The sequence below is a fragment of the Paraburkholderia sp. genome, from assembly GCF_028283785.1.
Classification (GTDB): domain Bacteria; phylum Pseudomonadota; class Gammaproteobacteria; order Burkholderiales; family Burkholderiaceae; genus Paraburkholderia.
Map to the genome: position 1 here is coordinate 165995 of NZ_JAPWKB010000017.1, position 17866 is coordinate 183860.

General features: G+C 62.1%; 13 protein-coding genes. 10 read left to right on the forward strand and 3 right to left on the reverse strand.

Annotated elements, in window-relative coordinates; translation table 11 throughout:
* The first annotated feature begins 22 nt into the window (after window positions 1-22).
* From PW947_RS19485 to PW947_RS19530, 10 genes are all read left to right on the forward strand, one after another.
* A complete protein-coding gene (locus PW947_RS19485; protein ID WP_299633992.1) occupies window positions 23-1357 on the forward strand; it encodes a glutamine synthetase family protein in 1335 nt (444 codons plus the stop codon).
* Window positions 1358-1413: 56 nt separating this feature from the next.
* Window positions 1414-2850: an aspartate aminotransferase family protein gene (locus PW947_RS19490; RefSeq protein ID WP_299633993.1), complete on the forward strand. Its 1437-nt coding sequence runs from the start codon at window positions 1414-1416 to the stop codon at window positions 2848-2850.
* 70 nt (window positions 2851-2920) lie between these two features.
* On the forward strand, window positions 2921-4042 hold the full coding sequence (locus PW947_RS19495; protein WP_299633994.1) for a polyamine ABC transporter substrate-binding protein: 1122 nt from the start codon (window positions 2921-2923) through the stop codon (window positions 4040-4042).
* A 267-nt stretch (window positions 4043-4309) separates the two neighbouring features.
* Window positions 4310-5464, forward strand: a complete 1155-nt coding sequence (gene potA / locus PW947_RS19500; RefSeq protein WP_299633995.1) for a polyamine ABC transporter ATP-binding protein — start codon at window positions 4310-4312, stop codon at window positions 5462-5464.
* A complete protein-coding gene (locus PW947_RS19505) occupies window positions 5461-6432 on the forward strand; it encodes an ABC transporter permease subunit (RefSeq protein WP_299633996.1) in 972 nt (323 codons plus the stop codon). The genes potA and PW947_RS19505 overlap by 4 nt, the downstream gene beginning before the upstream one ends.
* Complete coding sequence (locus PW947_RS19510; RefSeq protein ID WP_299633997.1) at window positions 6429-7343, forward strand: ABC transporter permease subunit; 915 nt, start codon at window positions 6429-6431, stop codon at window positions 7341-7343. The genes PW947_RS19505 and PW947_RS19510 overlap by 4 nt, the downstream gene beginning before the upstream one ends.
* Before the next feature lie 44 nt (window positions 7344-7387).
* Window positions 7388-8956 carry a DUF3138 family protein gene (locus PW947_RS19515; RefSeq protein WP_299633998.1) on the forward strand — a complete coding sequence of 523 codons (1569 nt, stop codon included), beginning with the start codon at window positions 7388-7390 and terminating at the stop codon, window positions 8954-8956.
* Between the two features lie 65 nt (window positions 8957-9021).
* Complete coding sequence (locus PW947_RS19520) at window positions 9022-10314, forward strand: FAD-binding oxidoreductase (RefSeq protein WP_299633999.1); 1293 nt, start codon at window positions 9022-9024, stop codon at window positions 10312-10314.
* Entirely contained in the window at window positions 10314-11618 is a 1305-nt protein-coding gene (locus PW947_RS19525) for an FAD-binding oxidoreductase (protein WP_299634000.1), read from the forward strand. Before PW947_RS19520 ends, PW947_RS19525 begins: the two co-directional genes overlap by 1 nt.
* 124 nt (window positions 11619-11742) lie before the next feature.
* The gene (locus tag PW947_RS19530) at window positions 11743-12753 is read left to right on the forward strand and encodes a DUF2891 domain-containing protein (RefSeq protein WP_299634001.1); all 1011 of its coding nucleotides are present in this window, start codon (window positions 11743-11745) and stop codon (window positions 12751-12753) included.
* 67 nt (window positions 12754-12820) lie between these two features.
* Here the strand turns inward: PW947_RS19530 and PW947_RS19535 are convergent, their stop codons facing one another.
* The 3 genes from PW947_RS19535 to PW947_RS19545 are packed head-to-tail and all read right to left on the reverse strand — an operon-like array spanning window position 12821 to window position 17859.
* Window positions 12821-15301 (reverse strand): penicillin acylase family protein, encoded by a 2481-nt coding sequence (locus PW947_RS19535; RefSeq protein WP_299634002.1) that lies wholly within the window; start codon window positions 15299-15301, stop codon window positions 12821-12823.
* A gap of 15 nt (window positions 15302-15316) precedes the next feature.
* Window positions 15317-16186: an ATP-binding cassette domain-containing protein gene (locus PW947_RS19540; protein WP_299634003.1), complete on the reverse strand. Its 870-nt coding sequence runs from the start codon at window positions 16184-16186 to the stop codon at window positions 15317-15319.
* A gap of 8 nt (window positions 16187-16194) precedes the next feature.
* A complete protein-coding gene (locus PW947_RS19545; protein WP_299634004.1) occupies window positions 16195-17859 on the reverse strand; it encodes a cyclic peptide export ABC transporter in 1665 nt (554 codons plus the stop codon).
* Between the last annotated feature and the right edge of the window lie 7 nt (window positions 17860-17866).

Here is a 17866-nt window from a genome sequence, read left to right on the forward strand (position 1 = left end):
CACAAAAACCGAGAGAACAATCATGCACGACATCGATGAGTTTCTGAAGCAGCACCGCATCACCGAAATCGAAGCGATCATTCCGGATATGGCCGGCATCGCACGCGGCAAGATCATTCCGCGCAGCAAGTTCGAGTCGGGCGAATCGATGCGCCTGCCGCAGGCCGTGATGATCCAGACCGTCACCGGCGAGTATCCGGAAGACGGCACACTCACCGGCGTGACCGACCCCGACATGGTCTGTGTCCCCGACCCGGCGACGATCCGCATGATTCCATGGGCCGTCGATCCCACCGCGCAGGTGATCCACGATTGCGTGCATTTCGACGGCTCGCCCGTGGAAATCTCGCCGCGCCGCGTGCTGCGCCGCGTGCTCGAAATGTATAAGGCCAAGGGCTGGAAACCGGTCGTCGCGCCGGAGCTGGAGTTCTATCTGGTCGATATGAACAAAGACCCCGACCTGCCCTTGCAACCGCCGATCGGCCGTACGGGTCGTCCGGAAACGGGACGCCAGGCGTATTCGATCGAAGCGGTCAACGAGTTCGATCCGCTGTTCGAAGACATCTACGAATACTGCGAAGTACAGGAACTGGAAGTAGACACGCTGATCCACGAAGTCGGCGCGGCGCAGATGGAAATCAACTTCATGCATGGCGATCCGCTGAACCTCGCCGACCGCGTGTTCCTGTTCAAGCGCACGGTGCGTGAGGCCGCGTTGCGTCACCGGATGTACGCGACGTTCATGGCCAAGCCGATGGAAAACGAACCCGGTTCCGCGATGCACGTGCATCAGAGCCTCGTCTCCGAAGAAACCGGCGAGAACCTGTTCACCGGACCGGACGGCAAGCCGAGCGCGCTGTTCGACGGCTACATTGCCGGACTGCAAAAGTACACGCCCGCACTGATGCCGATTTTCGCGCCGTACATCAATTCGTATCGCCGTCTGTCACGCTTCATGGCCGCACCGATCAACGTGCAATGGGGTTACGACAACCGCACCGTCGGCTTCCGGATTCCGCACTCGGGACCGGCAGCGCGCCGCATCGAGAACCGCATTCCGGGCGTGGACTGCAATCCGTATCTCGCGATCGCTGCGACGCTCGCAGCGGGTTATCTCGGCATGACCCAACAGCTTCGCCCGACCGAGCCGCTGACCAGCGACGGCTACGAATTGCCGTATCAGTTGCCGCGCAATCTCGAAGAAGGCCTGACCTTGATGGGTTCTTGCGAACCGATGGCCGAGATGCTCGGCGAACAGTTCGTGAAGGCTTACCTTGCCCTCAAGGAAACCGAATATGAAGCGTTCTTCCGCGTGATCAGTTCGTGGGAACGCAGACATTTGCTGCTGCACGTCTAAGCGTTTAGCCAAGGCTACGCAAACAGAGACGCAACAGTAGAACAACTGGAGGCTTTATGAGTTTCAGAACAGAAGAAGTCGCATACGTGCAACCGGCGCAAGCCGCAGCGTCGACGACGATTGCCGCGCAGCGCTCCACCGCCGAATATCGTGCACTCGACGCCGCGCATCATATTCATCCGTTCTCCGACACGGCTTCGCTCAACAGCACGGGCAGCCGCGTGATCGTCAAGGCGAAAGGCGTCTACCTGTGGGATTCGGACGGCAACAAGATCATCGACGGTATGGCGGGGCTGTGGTGCGTGAACGTCGGATATGGCCGCAAGGAACTCGCGGACGCGGCGTTTCGCCAGATGCAGGAACTGCCCTACTACAACACCTTCTTCAAGACCACGCATCCGCCGGTTATCGAATTGTCGGCGCTGCTGGCCGAACTGACGCCGGAACCGTTCAAGCACTTCTTCTACTGCAATAGCGGCTCGGAAGGCAACGACACGGTACTGCGCATCGTCCATCAGTTCTGGGCGGCGCAAGGCAAGCACTCGAAGAAATTCGTGATTTCCCGCAAGAACGGGTATCACGGTTCGACGATCGCGGGCGGCTCGCTCGGCGGCATGGGTTACATGCATGAACAGATGCCGTCGCCGGTGGGCAACATCGTCCATATCGATCAACCGTACTACTTCGGTGAAGCCGAAGGCGACATCACGCCGGAAGAATTCGGTCTCGCGCGCGCCCGGCAACTCGAAGAAAAGATCCTGGAGATCGGCGCGGAAAACGTCGCCGCGTTTATCGGCGAGCCGTTCCAGGGCGCCGGCGGCGTGATCTTTCCGCCGTCCACGTACTGGCCTGAAATCCAGCGCATCTGCCGCAAATACGACGTACTGCTGGTCGCCGACGAAGTCATCGGCGGCTTTGGCCGCACCGGCGAATGGTTCGCGCATCAGCACTTCAGCTTCGAGCCCGACCTGATCACGCTCGCCAAAGGACTGACGAGCGGCTACGTGCCGATGGGCGCGGTCGGTCTGCACGATCGCGTCGCGAAAGTGATTATCGAAGGCGGCGATTTCAATCATGGTCTGACTTACTCCGGGCATCCCGTTGCCGCCGCCGTCGCTGTCGCGAACCTGAAGCTGCTGCGCGACGAAAAAATCGTCGAGCGCGTCAAGAGCGATACCGGTCCGTACTTTCAGAAGCAACTGCGCGATACGTTCGCCGGTCATCCGATCGTCGGCGATATCAGCGGCGCAGGTCTGGTTGCCGGCATTCAACTCGCGCAGACACCGGCCACGCGTCGCCGCTTCGAGAATGGCGGCGATGTCGGCACGATCTGCCGCGACTTCTGCTTCAACGGCAATCTGATCATGCGTGCGACCGGCGACCGGATGTTGCTGTCGCCGCCGCTCGTGATCACGAAGCAGGAAATCGATGAAATCGTTTCGAAGGCAAAGCTCGCCATCGACTCGACCGCACAACAGTTAGGCCTTTCGTAACGGCAGTCCACGCCGGCCACGCATCGTCACGCGTGTGTGGCCGGGACTTTTACCTTCAAGGGAAAAAACCATGAGCGTTTGTCATCTTCGTCGTGCGGCTGCGGGGGCCGCGCTTCTCGCCGTCACCGGTCTGGGTGTGTTGCCGGTTACGTCGGCGCAGGCAGCCGATACCGAACTGAACGTGTACAACTGGTCGGACTATATCGCTAAGGACACGATTTCGAACTTCGAGAAGCAATCCGGCGTGCATGTGAAGTACGACAACTACGACAGTGACGACACGCTGCAGGCGAAGTTGCTCGCGGGCAGTTCGGGCTACGACATTGTCGTGCCGACGTCGAACTACATGGCCAAGCAGATTCAGGCCGGCGTCTATCAGAAGCTCGACAAGTCGAAGATTCCAAATCTCGCCAATCTCGATCCGGTCCTGATGAAGATGATTTCCGACGCGGACCCGGGCAATCAGTACGGCGTGCCTTGGGCTTACGGCACCGACGGCATCGGCTACAACGTGCAAGCCGTGCAGAAAGCACTCGGCGCGAATGCACCGGTGGATAGCTGGTCGCTGATTTTCGATCCGGCGAATCTGGCGAAGCTGAAAGGCTGCGGCGTGTCGATTCTCGATCAGGCCGTCGACGTATTCGCGGCCACGCTGCAATACATGCACAAAGACCCGAACAGCACGAATCCCGCCGACTATCAGGCCGCATTCGACGTGCTGAAAAAGATCCGCCCGTACATCACGCAGTTCAATTCGTCCGGCTACATCAACGACCTCGCGAATAACGACGTGTGCGTGGTGTTCGGCTGGTCGGGCGACGTCGGTATTGCACGACGCCGCACAGAGGAAGCGAAGCGTTCGTATGAAATCAAGTTCTCGAATGCGAAGGAAGGCGGTCTGCTGTGGTTCGACGTGATGGTGGTGCCGAAAGACGCGCCGCATCCGGAAGCCGCGATGAAGTGGATCAACTACATCTCCGACCCGAAGGTCAACGCCGCGATCACCAACGAAGTGTTCTATCCGACTGCCAACAAGGCCGCCCGCCAGTTCGTCACGCCGGCCGTCGCACAGGACACGACCGTGTATCCGGCCGACGAAGTGCTGAGCAAGATGACGCTGATGCGTCCGATGCCGACCGATATCCTGCGGCTTGAAAACCGCTTGTGGGCGCAATTAAAAACCGGCCATTAATCTTCAAGCCATTGGCTTTCGGATTAATTACGATTTGATTATGGCCTTCGATTAACCGGGGTTTTATACGGAAGAAATCGTGTTCAATGCGGCGCAGGGATCGCTCGATCCCTCGCCGCATGAATCGACACAGTCACGCAGTCAGCCTGCGCGCGGTTAGGCGCAGTCCCAGGTTTCCCGATCGCAGACCGCTGCAAGCCGCTCGCGCGCCTTGCACGGGGACGCTCACGCCTGCGATCCGCAAGACACGCAAGGAACGTTTAAGCAATGAACCCGACGCCTTTAAAGAGCGCCGCCGACGCGGCGCGCCCACTTGTTGCGACTCAAGCCAAGCCGGATGCCTTCGTCCGGATCGAAAACGTCGTGAAGAAATTCGGCGACAGCACGGCTGTCGATAACGTCAATCTGACGATTGCCAAGAATGAACTGTTTGCGCTTCTGGGCAGTTCCGGTTGCGGAAAATCCACGTTGCTGAGAATGCTGGCGGGACTCGAAAGCGTGACCTCGGGACGCATTTTCGTCGACGGCGAAGACCTCGCGGCGATGCCGCCGTATCGCCGTCCGGTGAACATGATGTTCCAGTCGTACGCGCTGTTTCCGCATATGTCGGTGGAGGCGAACGTCGCTTTCGGCCTGAAGCAGGAAGGCACGCCGAAGAACGAGATCAGGGAGCGGGTCGCCGACGCGCTTCATCTGGTTCAGATGAGCAAATACACGCAACGCAAGCCGCATCAGCTGTCCGGCGGGCAGCAGCAGCGTGTGGCGCTGGCCCGTTCTCTGGTCAAGCGGCCCAAGCTTCTGCTGCTCGACGAGCCGATGTCCGCGCTCGATAAAAAGATCCGTCAGAAGACGCAACTCGAACTCGTGAACATCATCGAGAAAGTCGATGTCACGTGTGTGATGGTGACGCACGATCAGGAAGAAGCGATGACGATGGCGAGCCGCCTCGCTGTGATGAGCGAAGGCCGCATCGTGCAGATCGGTTCGCCGAGTCAGGTGTACGAGCACCCGAACAGCCGCTTCTCCGCCGAATTCATCGGCTCGACCAATCTGTTCGAAGGCGTCGTCGTCGAAGACGAACCGGATCACATTTTCGTCGAGAGCGAAGAGCTCGAGACGCGCATGTACGTGAGTCACGGCGTGACGGGACCGCTTGGCATGCCGGTGGGCATTTCGGTGCGCCCCGAACGCGTGAAGGTGTCGCGCGAAAAGCCGGGGGCCGCACACAACTGGGCACGCGGCGTGGTCTCGGATGTGGCCTATATGGGCAGCTATTCGCTGTATCACGTACGCCTGCCGAGCGGCAAGACAGTCGTGTCGAACCTTTCCAGTTCGCATCTGCTGAGCGAAGGCGCGCCCTCTTATAACGACGACGTATTCGTCTACTGGTCGCCCAATAGCGGCGTGGTGCTGACGCAATGAAAAATCCCGCCTCCACTCAAGTCGCGCTTCATGCGCCGCGCGGCGGCAGCGCCCTTGCCGCGCTGAAAAAGCGTGCGGCGCGCTTCGTTCCGTCGGGCCGCAGCGTCGTTATCGGCGCACCGTTTCTGTGGCTCACGCTGTTCTTCGCCCTGCCGTTCGTGCTGGTCTTCAAGATCAGCTTCGCCGATCTGCGGCTCGGCATTCCGCCTTATACGGAGTTGCTGACCGTCAAGGACGGGATGGTGCATTTCGCCCTTCAGCTCAGCCACTATGCGTTTCTGCTGCAAGACGATCTCTATGTCGCGACCTATATCAGCTCGCTGAAGATGGCGGCGGTATCGACGTTCTTCTGTCTGCTGATCGGCTATCCGATTGCGTATTACATCGCGCGTTCGGCGCCGGCCACCCGCAACCTGCTGATGATGGGCGTGATGCTGCCGTTCTGGACGTCGTTCCTGATTCGCGTCTACGCATGGATCGGCATCCTGAAGGACGACGGCCTGTTGAATCACACGCTGATGGCCGTCGGTCTGATTCACTCGCCGCTGCGGCTCTATCACTCGGATGCGGGCGTCTATATCGGCATGGTCTATTCGTATCTGCCGTTCATGGTGATGCCGCTCTACGCGCATCTGGTGAAGATGGACCTGACCTTGCTCGAAGCCGCATACGACCTCGGCGCAAAACCGTGGACTGCATTCACGCGCATTACGTTGCCGCTTTCGAAGAACGGAATCATCGCGGGCAGTCTGCTGGTCTTTATTCCGGCGGTCGGCGAATACGTGATTCCGGAACTGCTCGGCGGCGCCGACACGCTGATGATCGGCCGCGTGATGTGGGATGAATTCTTCAATGACATGGACTGGCCGATGGCCTCGGCCGTGACGGTGGCGATGGTGTTGCTGCTGCTCGTGCCGATGGCGATATTCCAGTACTACCAGGTCAAGGAACTGGAGGGCGCGAAATGATCAAGCCAAATAAACCGCTGTCGGTCGGTGTGCTGACGCTCGGATTTCTGTTCCTCTATATCCCCATCGTCAGCCTCGTGGTGTTCTCGTTCAACGAGTCGAAACTCGTCACGGTCTGGTCCGGCTTCTCGCTGAAATGGTATGGCGCGCTGCTTCAGGACGGCGAGTTGCTCAGCGCCGCATGGCTGTCGATGAAGATCGGCTTGATGACTGCGTGTGCGTCGGTCGTGATCGGCACATGGGCGGGCTTCGTGCTCGCACGCTTCGGACGCTTTCGCGGCTTCACGCTGTTCACCGGGATGATCAACGCACCGCTCGTGATCCCCGAAGTGATTCAGGGTATCTCGTTGCTGCTTCTGTTCGTTGCGCTCGAACAGATGCTCGGCTGGCCCAAAGGCCGCGGCGTCTTCACGATCTGGATCGGTCACGTGATGCTGTGCGTGTCGTATGTCGCGATCATCGTGCAGTCGCGGGTCAAGGAACTGAATACATCGCTCGAAGAAGCCGCGCTCAATCTCGGCGCCACGCCGCTCAAGGTGTTTTTCGTCATCACGTTGCCGCTGATTTCGCAGGCGCTGATGTCGGGCTGGCTGCTGTCGTTCACGCTGTCGATCGACGACCTGGTGTTGTCCGCGTTCCTGTCGGGCCCCGGCTCGACCACCTTGCCGCTGATCGTGTTTTCACGGGTTCGCCTCGGTCTCAATCCGGAGATGAACGCTCTTGCCACGCTGTTCATCACTGCGGTGACGATCGGCGTGATCGTCGTGAATCAATGGATGCTGGCCCGCGACCGCAAGCGTACCCGCGACATGCAGATGGCATTCGCCGTCGCCGACCCGTCACCCGATTCAACCACCGCTGCACCACACGCCGCCACTGCCCGCAAATCGTTCGGGGCAGCAGGCGCATAAGACATTCACTGCCATTGCAATACGACTAACAAGGAGAAAGTTGCATGAGAAAGAAGCTCATCTGCCTGTTGGTGGCGGGCTGTTTGCCCGGCATCGCACTGGCCGACTCGACCAGTGCGCAGATCAAGGCGCTACAGGCACAATTGACCGCGCTGCAAAAACAGGTCAAGGAATTGCAGTCGGAAGTGGCCAGCAAACCGGCCGCCGCGACTGCCGGGGCAAGCGTGGCGACGCCGGCAGTCGCCGCCGCGCCGGTCGATATTTCGTCGCCGGATTACGGCCGCACGCAAGCCACGCTGACCAACGACGACGTCACCACGATGAAGCAGCAGATCGCCAATCAGCAGCTGAAGGTGGACTCGCTCGAGGACGCGGCGCAGACCGGACCGATCGCGGGCCTGTCGGTGACGGGCTATATCGACCCGACGTATCTGTACAACCGCGCGCAAAGCAGTTCGGGCTTCCTGTTCGCGAACCACGAGAGCGCGTACAACTACTTCAACAGCACCTTCGGCGACCTCTATCTCGACATCAAGAAGACGTTCGGTGTCGGACCGATGGCGCCGTCGGCGGAAATCACGTTGATGCCCAACCGCGGCAACGGTATTTCGCTGTTGACGAACGAGCACGGCGACATCGGCAGCGACATCCTGAACACGGCCATTCTCAATGTGCCGTTGACCGCGACCACCACGCTCGTGGCCGGTTTGATTCCGAGCTTCGGCGGGTATGAAGTGCAGCAATCGAACCAGATGCTGACGTTGACGCACAACCTGCTGTACGACTTCTCGGACCCGGGCAGCTATATCGGCATCGGCGCGAACTACTCGACCGGCGACTGGGCGTGGAAGTTCTTCCTGGGTAACGAGCAGTACCGCACTTACGGCGCGACCACGCAGACCGGCACCAACGCGCTCGGCGATCCGATCACCACCAGCAACAAGATTCCGACCTTCACGGCACGCGTGGATTACACATGGTCCAGCGCGCTCGACGTAGGCGGCTCGATCAATATCGGTCGTCAGACGCTCGCCAGTTCGATCGACGATAACGGCGTGACGCACTACGGTGTCGGTGGCGCGGCGTCGAGTTCCGGCGGCACGTTCTTCTTCGGCGAAGCCGACCTGACCTACCTGCTCGCCGACGTGCAGTACAACGCCGAAGTCGATTACGGTCAGCAGCAGAACGCGGCCTACAACGGCGGCAACGCGCAGTGGTACGGTCTGTCGCTGCTCGCGCACCGCAAGTTCAGCTTGCCGGTGGTTGGGCGGATGGGCGTGACGGGCCGTTACGACCTGCTGGTGGATAGCAAGAACGGCGGCGGTGGCGGCGGCATTGCGTTGAATTCGAACGGCATGGACACGTCGAACGGGTTCGGCATCGGCGCGGACTGTCTGGCGAATTCGCAGGCGAACGGCGGACTCGGCTTCGAGTGTAAGGGCGCCATCCGTCAGGACGTCGCGCTCGATTTGCTGTTCTTCCCGACGCAGCAGATCACAGTCAAGGTCGAATATCGCCACGACTGGGCCAACAAGAACGTATTTCTGCGCAGCGACGGTTCGTACAGCAAGTCGAACGACCTGATCGGCACGCAGCTTATCTACTCGTTCTAACGAAACCGGACCGGCGCGCGGCACGGGTTTATCGCTGCGCCCCGGTCCTTTCAATTTTTCTGCCTATGCCGAGCTTTGCCAATCAGCGTCACGTTGCATCGTATTACGCGGCGACCGCCAACGACACCACGAACCATCCGACGCTCGAAGGAACGATGTCGGTGGATGTGTGCGTGATCGGCGCCGGACTCACCGGCGTATCGACCGCACTGAATCTCGCCGAACGCGGCTATTCCGTCGCAGTGCTCGAAGCGTCGAAAACCGGATGGGCGGCGAGCGGCCGTAACGGCGGCCAGTTGATCGGCGGCTTCGCGTGCGATATCGACACCTTCGCGCCGTTCATGGACCGCGCCGATCTCAAGCGCATGTGGGACATGGGCATCGAGACGCTCGACATCGTCAAGGAACGCGTGGCGAAGCATAAGATCGATTGCGATCTGACGCTCGGCTATATGACGGCCGCCAACAAACCCCGCAATGCCGACGCATTGCGCGAATGGCGCGACGACGCGCTCAAGCGTTTCGGTTACGACCAGTTCCATTACGTCGAACGCGACGGCATGGCCGACTACGTGCAATCGTCGCGATATGTCGGCGGTCTTTACGATGCGGCGGGCGGTCATCTGCATCCGTTGAATTACACATTGGGTCTGGCACGCGCGGCCTGCGAAGCGGGCGCGAAAATTTTCGAAAATAGCTGCGTCACGTCGTTGCGCACGAGCGCAGGCGGTCATCGCGTCGAGACGGCGCGCGGCGCGGTGCAGGCGAAGTTCGTCGTACTCGCGTGCAACACGTATCTCGGCGCGCTGTCGCCCGAACTATCGCGCAAGATCATGCCGGTCGGCACCTACGTGATCGCCACCGAGCCGCTCGATCCCGCGCGCGCGGATGCATTGATGCCCGCGAAGGCCGCGATGTGCGACTCGCGTTTCGTGCTCGACTACTTCCGTCCGTCGCCCGACAAACGGATGCTGTGGGGCGGCAAGGTCAGCTACTCGACGCTCGCGCCACGCAACCTGGCCGAAGCGATGCGGCGCGACATGCTGAAGACATTCCCGCAACTGGCCGACGTGAAGATCGACTATGCGTGGGGCGGATTCGTCGATATCACGATGAATCGCGCGCCGCATTTCGGCCGTCTGTCGCCTACGGTTTACTTTGCGCAAGGCTTCTCCGGACACGGCGTGAATACGACCGGACTCGCCGGCAAACTGATTGCCGAAGCGATCGATGGACAGGCGTCGCGCTTCGATCTGTTCGGCAAGATTCGCCACCGTGACTTTCCCGGCGGCGCTACACTGCGCACCCCTGCCCTCGTGCTCGCGATGGCCTGGTATCGAATCAAGGATCTGCTTTGATGGCTGACAGTCTCGACCACCGCGCCGATGCGCTGATTCGCAACTCGTTCTACGAGGCGTCCGTCACGCGCGCCGCCGACGACGACCCGGTTCTCGAAGGCATGCACGAGGTCGACGTATGCGTGATCGGCGCGGGTTATGCGGGCTTGTCGGTCGCGCTCGAATGCCGCGCGCGCGGCCTGTCGGTGATCGTCGTCGATGCGCACCGGCCCGGTTGGGGCGCGTCGGGCCGTAACGGCGGACAGACACTGGTCGGCTTTGCGAAAGACGAAATCTTTGAACGGCAACTCGGCAATCAGGGCGCGCGCGCCGCGTGGGCGATGTCGGTCGAAGGCGTCGCGCTGGTGCGCGAGCGGATCGAACGCTACGGCATCGCGTGCGATTTCACGCCCGGCTATCTGACGGTCGCGACCAAACCGAAGCGCGTGCCGGACCTGCGCGCGTGGATGGAATCGGCGACGTCGCGTTGGGGCTACGACCGTCTGTCATGGCTCGACACCGACGAAATCCGCGCGCGCATCGCGTCGAAGCGCTATCTGGCGGGCGTCTACGATCCGTTCTCCGGGCATCTGCATCCGCTCAAATATTGTCTCGGTCTCGCGGATGCCGCGCGTCGCGAAGGCGCGCAACTGTTCGCGCATTCGCCGGTGATCGACGTGTTGCGCGGCGCACGACCCATCGTGCGGACCAGCAAGGGCGAAGTGCGTTGCCGCTTCGTCTCGGCGTGCGGCAATGCGACGATCGGCAACGTTTTGCCTGCGGATATCGCCGCACGCGTCGCGCCGATCGCGTCGTACATCATCGCGACCGAACCGCTCGGCAACGAACGCGCGGACGCGCTGATCGCAGGACGAGCTGCGGTGTGCGACAACAATTTCTTCCTCGATTACTTCCGCGTGTCGGCGGACCATCGTGTGCTGTTCGGCGGTCGTGCGAGTTCGACGGGCGCATCGCCGCTCCAATTGACCGAAGAGATTCGCAAGCGCATGGTCGATGTGTATCCGCAACTCGCCGATGTCAGGATCGAATACGCGTGGGGCGGCTTTGTCGATGTGACGCGCAATCGCGCACCCGACTTCGGCTCGATCGATCCGAACTACTTCTACGTGCAGGGCTTTTCCGGTCATGGCGTTGCGTTGACGGGGATCGCCGGACGTGTGGTCGCGCAAGCGATGGCTGGCGAGAGCGCCGCATTCGATCTGTTTGCGCAGTTGCGTCATGCGCGCTTTCCGGGCGGCTCGGCGTTGCGCGGGCCGGTGCTGGAGCTTGGGATGCTGTATCACCGGTTGCTGGAGCTGTTTTAGGGTGTGGCGCTGAAGATGCGCGATCCATGCGCGATCCATGCGTATGGCGCATGCAGGGCAACGCTGGCAGAATGCACATTCCGTTTCGCGTTTGCCCTGCTGCTCAGCACCTCACGAGGCACCGATGACCGCTCAACTCACTTCCGTTATCGCGTCGAAATTCGCCGGTCTGGCGCTCGATCATCTAACGCGCGAATATCCGAACAAGCTCACGCATTCTCTCGCCGGTCCGTCCGACGTACAAGGCCCGCGCGCACTGCATCCGATCTTCTACGGCAGCTATGACTGGCACTCATGCGTGCATGGCTACTGGCTGTTGCTGCATCTGATCGCGCGGTTTCCCGATCTGCCCGAAGCATCGAAAATCGTCGCTGTCGTCGATCATCATTTCACCGAGGCGAATGTCGCGGGCGAACGCGCGTATCTCGACCTGCCGCACAATCTCGGCTTCGAGCGGCCTTATGGCTGGGCGTGGCTGCTGGCGCTCTCCGCGCAAGTTCAGGCCCTGCCGCAAGCCGAAGCCGAACGGTGGTCGCGCACCATCGCGCCGTTGACGGACACGTTCGTCGAACGGTTCGAATCGTTTCTGCCGAAAGCGACCTATCCGCTGCGCGTCGGCACGCATTTCAACATGGCGTTCGCACTCGCGTTGACGCTTGACTTCGCGCGTCAAACTTCGCGCGATTCACTCGCGGCACTGATCGAAGAGACGGCGCGACGCTGGTTTCTGAACGACGTGGGATGTCAGGCGTGGGAACCGGCAGGCGACGAGTTTTTGTCGCCGTCGCTGATGGAAGCGGAATTGATGCGCCGTGTCTTGCCACAGGATCAATTCATCGAATGGTTCGGCGCGTTTCTGCCGGATATCGCGCTGCGTCAACCGGCAACGCTGTTCGAACCAGTAACGGTCAGCGATCGCACCGATGGAAAGATCGCGCATCTGGACGGGCTGAATCTGAGCCGCGCATGGTGCCAGCGCTCGCTGGCCCGCGCGCTATCCAACGACGATCCGCGTCGCGCAGTGCTGCTCGATTCCGCCGACCGTCATCTGGCGAGCGCGCTCGATCATGTCGCCGGCGATTACATGGGCGAGCATTGGCTCGCCACGTTTGCGACACTCGCGCTGGAAGCGTAGTCATGCATGCGTGATAGATGGCTGATGCATGCATGCGCAATACGCATGCATGCATGACCACTGGCCGCTACTTCTGCACGGCGCTGCTTCCCGGCATACCGTCCAGCGTCGTAATCGCCAACGCCGGATCGGCACCAATCTCCTGCTCCGTAAAGCGGAAACGCAACCACGCACCGCGCGCGAACGCGCGGGTCGCGTCGGCGAAATGCGGCGACGCCGGATCGTCCGATTGCGAATGCGCGAGCATCGTGTCCGCATCGACACCGGTTTTATCGAAGCTCACCACCTGCATATACGTGTCGCCATGACCGTTGCGGTCCATCGAATAACCGGCAGCGTCGAGCGAATGTTGCGGACACACCACCGTGAAATAGCCGGCTTCGCCGCAACCGCCATAAAGCGGCACACGTTCGGCGCCGCGACGCGTGTAAAGAAGCTCACCGCGCGTCGAGTCGAGTGCGAAACCATACTGACGCAATGCCTGCACGGCGTCGCCGAGCGCCTTTCGCAACGCTTCGACGGTGGCGGGATCGTCGGTTTTCAGGCCGCGCGGCGTGTCGAGCGGTGCATGCGGATCGAACTGCGTCCGATACAACTGCGCCGCCGGCAACGCACTCGCGCGATGCCAGAATTCGTCCCACAGGTTAGCGCCGCGCGCGTTCGTCTGCGCGGTGCCGTCCCACGCCTGCAACACCTTGCACGCGGCGTCGAGGTCGCCATTGCGCGGCGTGGCGGTCGCCCCACTGTCCTTGCAGACGGCATCGATCAGCGGACGACGGAACAGCTCCTCCGACGTCGACCTGCTGTCCAGCACGCCCGCTTCGAGCGACTGTCGGGTGACGCCGCCCGGCGCGCTTTGCAGGCTCGCGGCCAGTTGATGACCCAGCCGCGTGCGCAGCGTCTGAACCGTGCCCGCCTCGCCCGTGACGCGCGGAAAGCCCGTCAACGGCGCGGCCGGATTCGTCAGCCAGTAACTGCCGTTGAAATTGCCGACGTAGTCGTCACGTGCCATCGACGGCATCTGCGCGACCGGCAGCGTGCCGCTCTCCGTCGCGCCCGGCGTGCTGCGCCAGTCGCAGGCGCTTTTCGATCCGTCGAGAAACGGCACGCCCGGCGCTTTTGCGTCGAACGCGCGGCCCAGCGGCGGCGTGCACGTTTGCGCGAGCGTGTCGGGCACGCCCGGCATCGCGCCGATATCGGCGAACCACACGCGCGGATCGGCGCGGCCGATCGCGAACGTATTGACCCACGGCGTCGCCGCGAGCCGCTTCTGGATCGCGATGAAATCGTCGAGCGACTTGGCCTGGTCCCACGCAAGGAAATTCTCGAACACACGCATGTTGTCCGCGTTGACGTCGCGCAGCGCGAACGCATGCTGCGCATTCCACGCCAACGCAGGCGACATCGACGACAGATCGATCATCGGACCGAAACGCGACCGGTACAGCGTGCGCGTCACCGGCGTCAACGAACCGTCCGCATTGCGCGATTGCACGGTCACGGGCACGGCCGTCATCGCTTCGGGATGACCGTCGTACACGTAGCGGGTCGGCTCGCCCGGCACCAGCGTCAACTGGAAAATGCCGAAGCGGCGCGCCGACGACACGGTATGCGTCCACGCGACGTTGTCGTTGAAGCCGATCATCACGACCGGCACGCCGAGGAACGACACGCCCGCGACGTTGAGCTGGCCGGGGATCGTCAGTTGCGCCTCGTAGAAACGGTCGGGACCGGTCCAGAACCAGTGCGGATTGCCGAACAGCAGGCTTGCGCCGTCGTGGGTCGTCTTCGCGCCGAACGCCAGCGCGTTACTGCCGATGCCGTCGCGCCCGCCCATTTCCAGTCGCGACGGTGCGAGCGCGATCGTGACGGTGTCATCGTGCGGGTTTTGCAGCGCAGCCTGCTTCGCCGGTTCCAGCGACGACTGCGGCGCCGCGCCGGTTGCCGGTGGCTGCGCTTTTGCGATCGCCTCCGCGAAACGTGCCGCGCCGCCCGCGAGCGTCGCCGCGATCAGGCGGCGATACACGTCGTCGGCGGTGACCGGTTTGACCCACGGCTGGGTGGTGCACGCGGCATGCGCACCGGCAAAACGCCCTTGCCGCTGATCGTCGAGATAGCGGTCGTAACCGGCCGCGAATCCTTCGACCAGCTCACGTGTGCGCGGTGTCTGCGCGGCACGGAAACGCGCTACCGCGTCGTCGCCGTCCACCAGACGAAAGAAGAAATCCGCATCGAGGTTGCGCGGCTGTCCGAACGTTGCCGCCGTGGACGGCCGCGCGTCCGGACCGAAATTCGCGGACCGTTCGCCGCGGAAGGTCACGAACGAATCGGCGAGCGTGCACAGATTGTCCTGCGCCTGCACATAGCCGTAACCGTAGCCCAGACTGCCCCAGTCGTTCGCCGTGACGTGCGGAATGCCGTCGGCGGTGCGACGGATATCGGCGTGATAGGGATCGGTACGCATGACGCGCTGTTGCGCGCAGCCGCCCAGCAAGGCGGCACAACTGGACGTGACCATCACGGCCAGTACGACGGCAAGACTTTTCATCGATAAAACCCGGATTCAGTGCGCGAAGCTGATAGGGGCGCCGCCGTGCGGATGCGGCACGGTGCCCATCGGAATGCCGTAGATCGCGCTGAGCGTGTCGGCGCGCATCAGGTCGGCGGCGGGTCCGCTCGCGAGCAGGCTACCGCCCTTCAGCGCGATCAGATCGTCGCAGAAACGGCCCGCCATGTTGATATCGTGCAGCACCACGACCACGCCGATGCCGCGCTCTTCGCTGAGCCTGCGCACCAGCGCCAGCACTTCGATCTGATGCGCGATATCCAGTGCCGAGATCGGCTCGTCGAGCAGCAGGCATTCGCTGTCCTGCGCGACCAGCATCGCCAGCCACACGCGTTGCCGCTCGCCGCCCGACAGGCTGTCCACCGCGCGATCCGCGAAGCGCACCACATCGGTCTGCTCCATTGCTTCGAGCACCTTGCTGGCGTCGCTCGGCGAAAAACGCCCCAGCGCGCCGTGCCACGGATAGCGGCCGAGCGCGACCAGTTCGCGCACGGTCATGCCGTCGGCGGCGGGCAACTGCTGCGGCAAATACGCGACCTTGCGCGCGAACGCACGGCTTTCCCAGTCGCCCAGCGGACGGCCCGCGAAACTGACGGTGCCGGTAGTCGGCTGCTGCTGGCGCGCCAGCAGTTTCACCAGCGTCGATTTGCCGGACCCGTTGTGGCCGATCAATCCGCACATCCGGTGCTTCGACAGACTCAGCGACAACGGCTTGAGCAAGGTGCGCCCGCCTGCGTCGAACGACACGTTGTCGAGCGAGAAAATCGTCTCGGCGTCCGACGTCGCGGCACGCCGCAACGCGGGACCGGCCGGGTGATCGGGCGACGACTGAATGGTGTCCTGCGCGGTCGGGGAATTCACGTTCATGGGACGGTTCATTGAGTCGCGAGGGTGGCGTGAGGTGCGCCCGCATAGCGCGCGAGCAGGTCTTCGCCGGGACCGGATTCGACCAGCTGGCCGTATTCCAGCTTGATATAGCGGTCGGCCAGATGGAAATAGCGGTCGTCGTGGGTAATCACCACGACGGTCTTGCCGCGCGCTTTCAGTTCGGGCAACAGCTGCCGGTAGAACACGTCCTTGAACAGCGGGTCCTGATCGGCGGCCCATTCGTCGAACAGATAGAACGGCCGGTCTTCCAGATACGCGACCAGCAACGCGAGACGCTTGCGCTGCCCTTGCGACAGATTGAGCGTCGAAAACGCGCCGTCCTTGATGCTGACCTTGTGATCCAGTTGCAGATGCACGAGCAGCGCCTGCGCGGCCTGATCGAGGCCGTCCACGCGAATGCCGAGCAGGCTGTCGAACAGGAAGAAGTCGTTGAACACCACCGAGAAATGCTGGCGATAGATATCGCGCTCCGCTTCGCCGACCGGCTTGCCGTTCAGCAGGATGCGGCCGCTTTCGGGCGGATACAGACCGACCAGCATTTTCGCGAGCGTGGTCTTGCCGCTGCCGTTGCCGCCGATCAGATACACCAGTTCGCCGGGCCGGAACGACAGATCGACCGGGCCGAGCGTGAACACGTCGTTTTCCTTTTCACGGAAATAACGATGCGTGACGCCTTCGAGCACGATGCTGTCGAAGGCATCGACGGACGGCGGCGTCTGCGTGTTTTCGAGCGGCAATTCGGCGTTGACCTGTTCGATCCGTTCGAGCGCGACGCGCGCGGTGCTGATGTTCGGAATCGCGGACAGCAGCGCTTCGATCGGCATGATCATGTACAGAAACACCATCGCGTAACCGGACATCACGTGCGTGTCCACCGGGAACAGACGTGCCACCACGAACAGCGTAATGCCGATAAACGCAAACAGGATGAAGCTTCCCCAACTCGCGGCGGCCGCATACAGCACGTAGCCGCGGGTGCGCTGCACGCGCACCGCTTCGACGTTGGTCGCGAGCGTGGTGTCGATGAACGCGTCGCGCCGCTGGCGATGCAGCTTCAGTTCCTTCGCCCCGTCGAACAGCGCGCGGAAATGCTTGACGAGTTCGTCCTCGCGACGGCGCGACGCGCGCAGGTGGAACAGCGCGCGGCCGTTCGCCAGCCGGAAACCCGCCGCGCCGATCCCGATGGTCAGGATCGCCACCAGCAGAATCTTCCACGACAGGAAACTCAGATAGACGAGGCAACCGACGATCACCGCGCTTTGCATCGCGAGTGCCGGCATGCCGACGAACAGCATCACGATCGCGTCGAGATCCTGTGTAAGCACCGCGAGCGAGCGCGACGCGCCCTGCTGCTCCAGATGACGGAACGACGCGTCGCCGAGGCGGCGGATGGTTTGCATCCGCAGCGTGGCCTTGGCGTGCTGGCCGAGATACATGAACAGCGTTTGCGACAGCGTGCGCGTCAGCAGCACGACCACACCGAGCAGCAGGAACTGCCAGCCCAGTTCGGCGAGATGCGCGCTGGTGGCCGATAGCGCCTGGTTGATCAGCGCGATCAGCCCGGCATTACCGAAGCCGCTGACGAGACTGGTGATCAGCGCGACGAACAGGATCCAGCGTGAATCGCGCGCGAGCTTCAAGAGCAGAGACATGGAACTC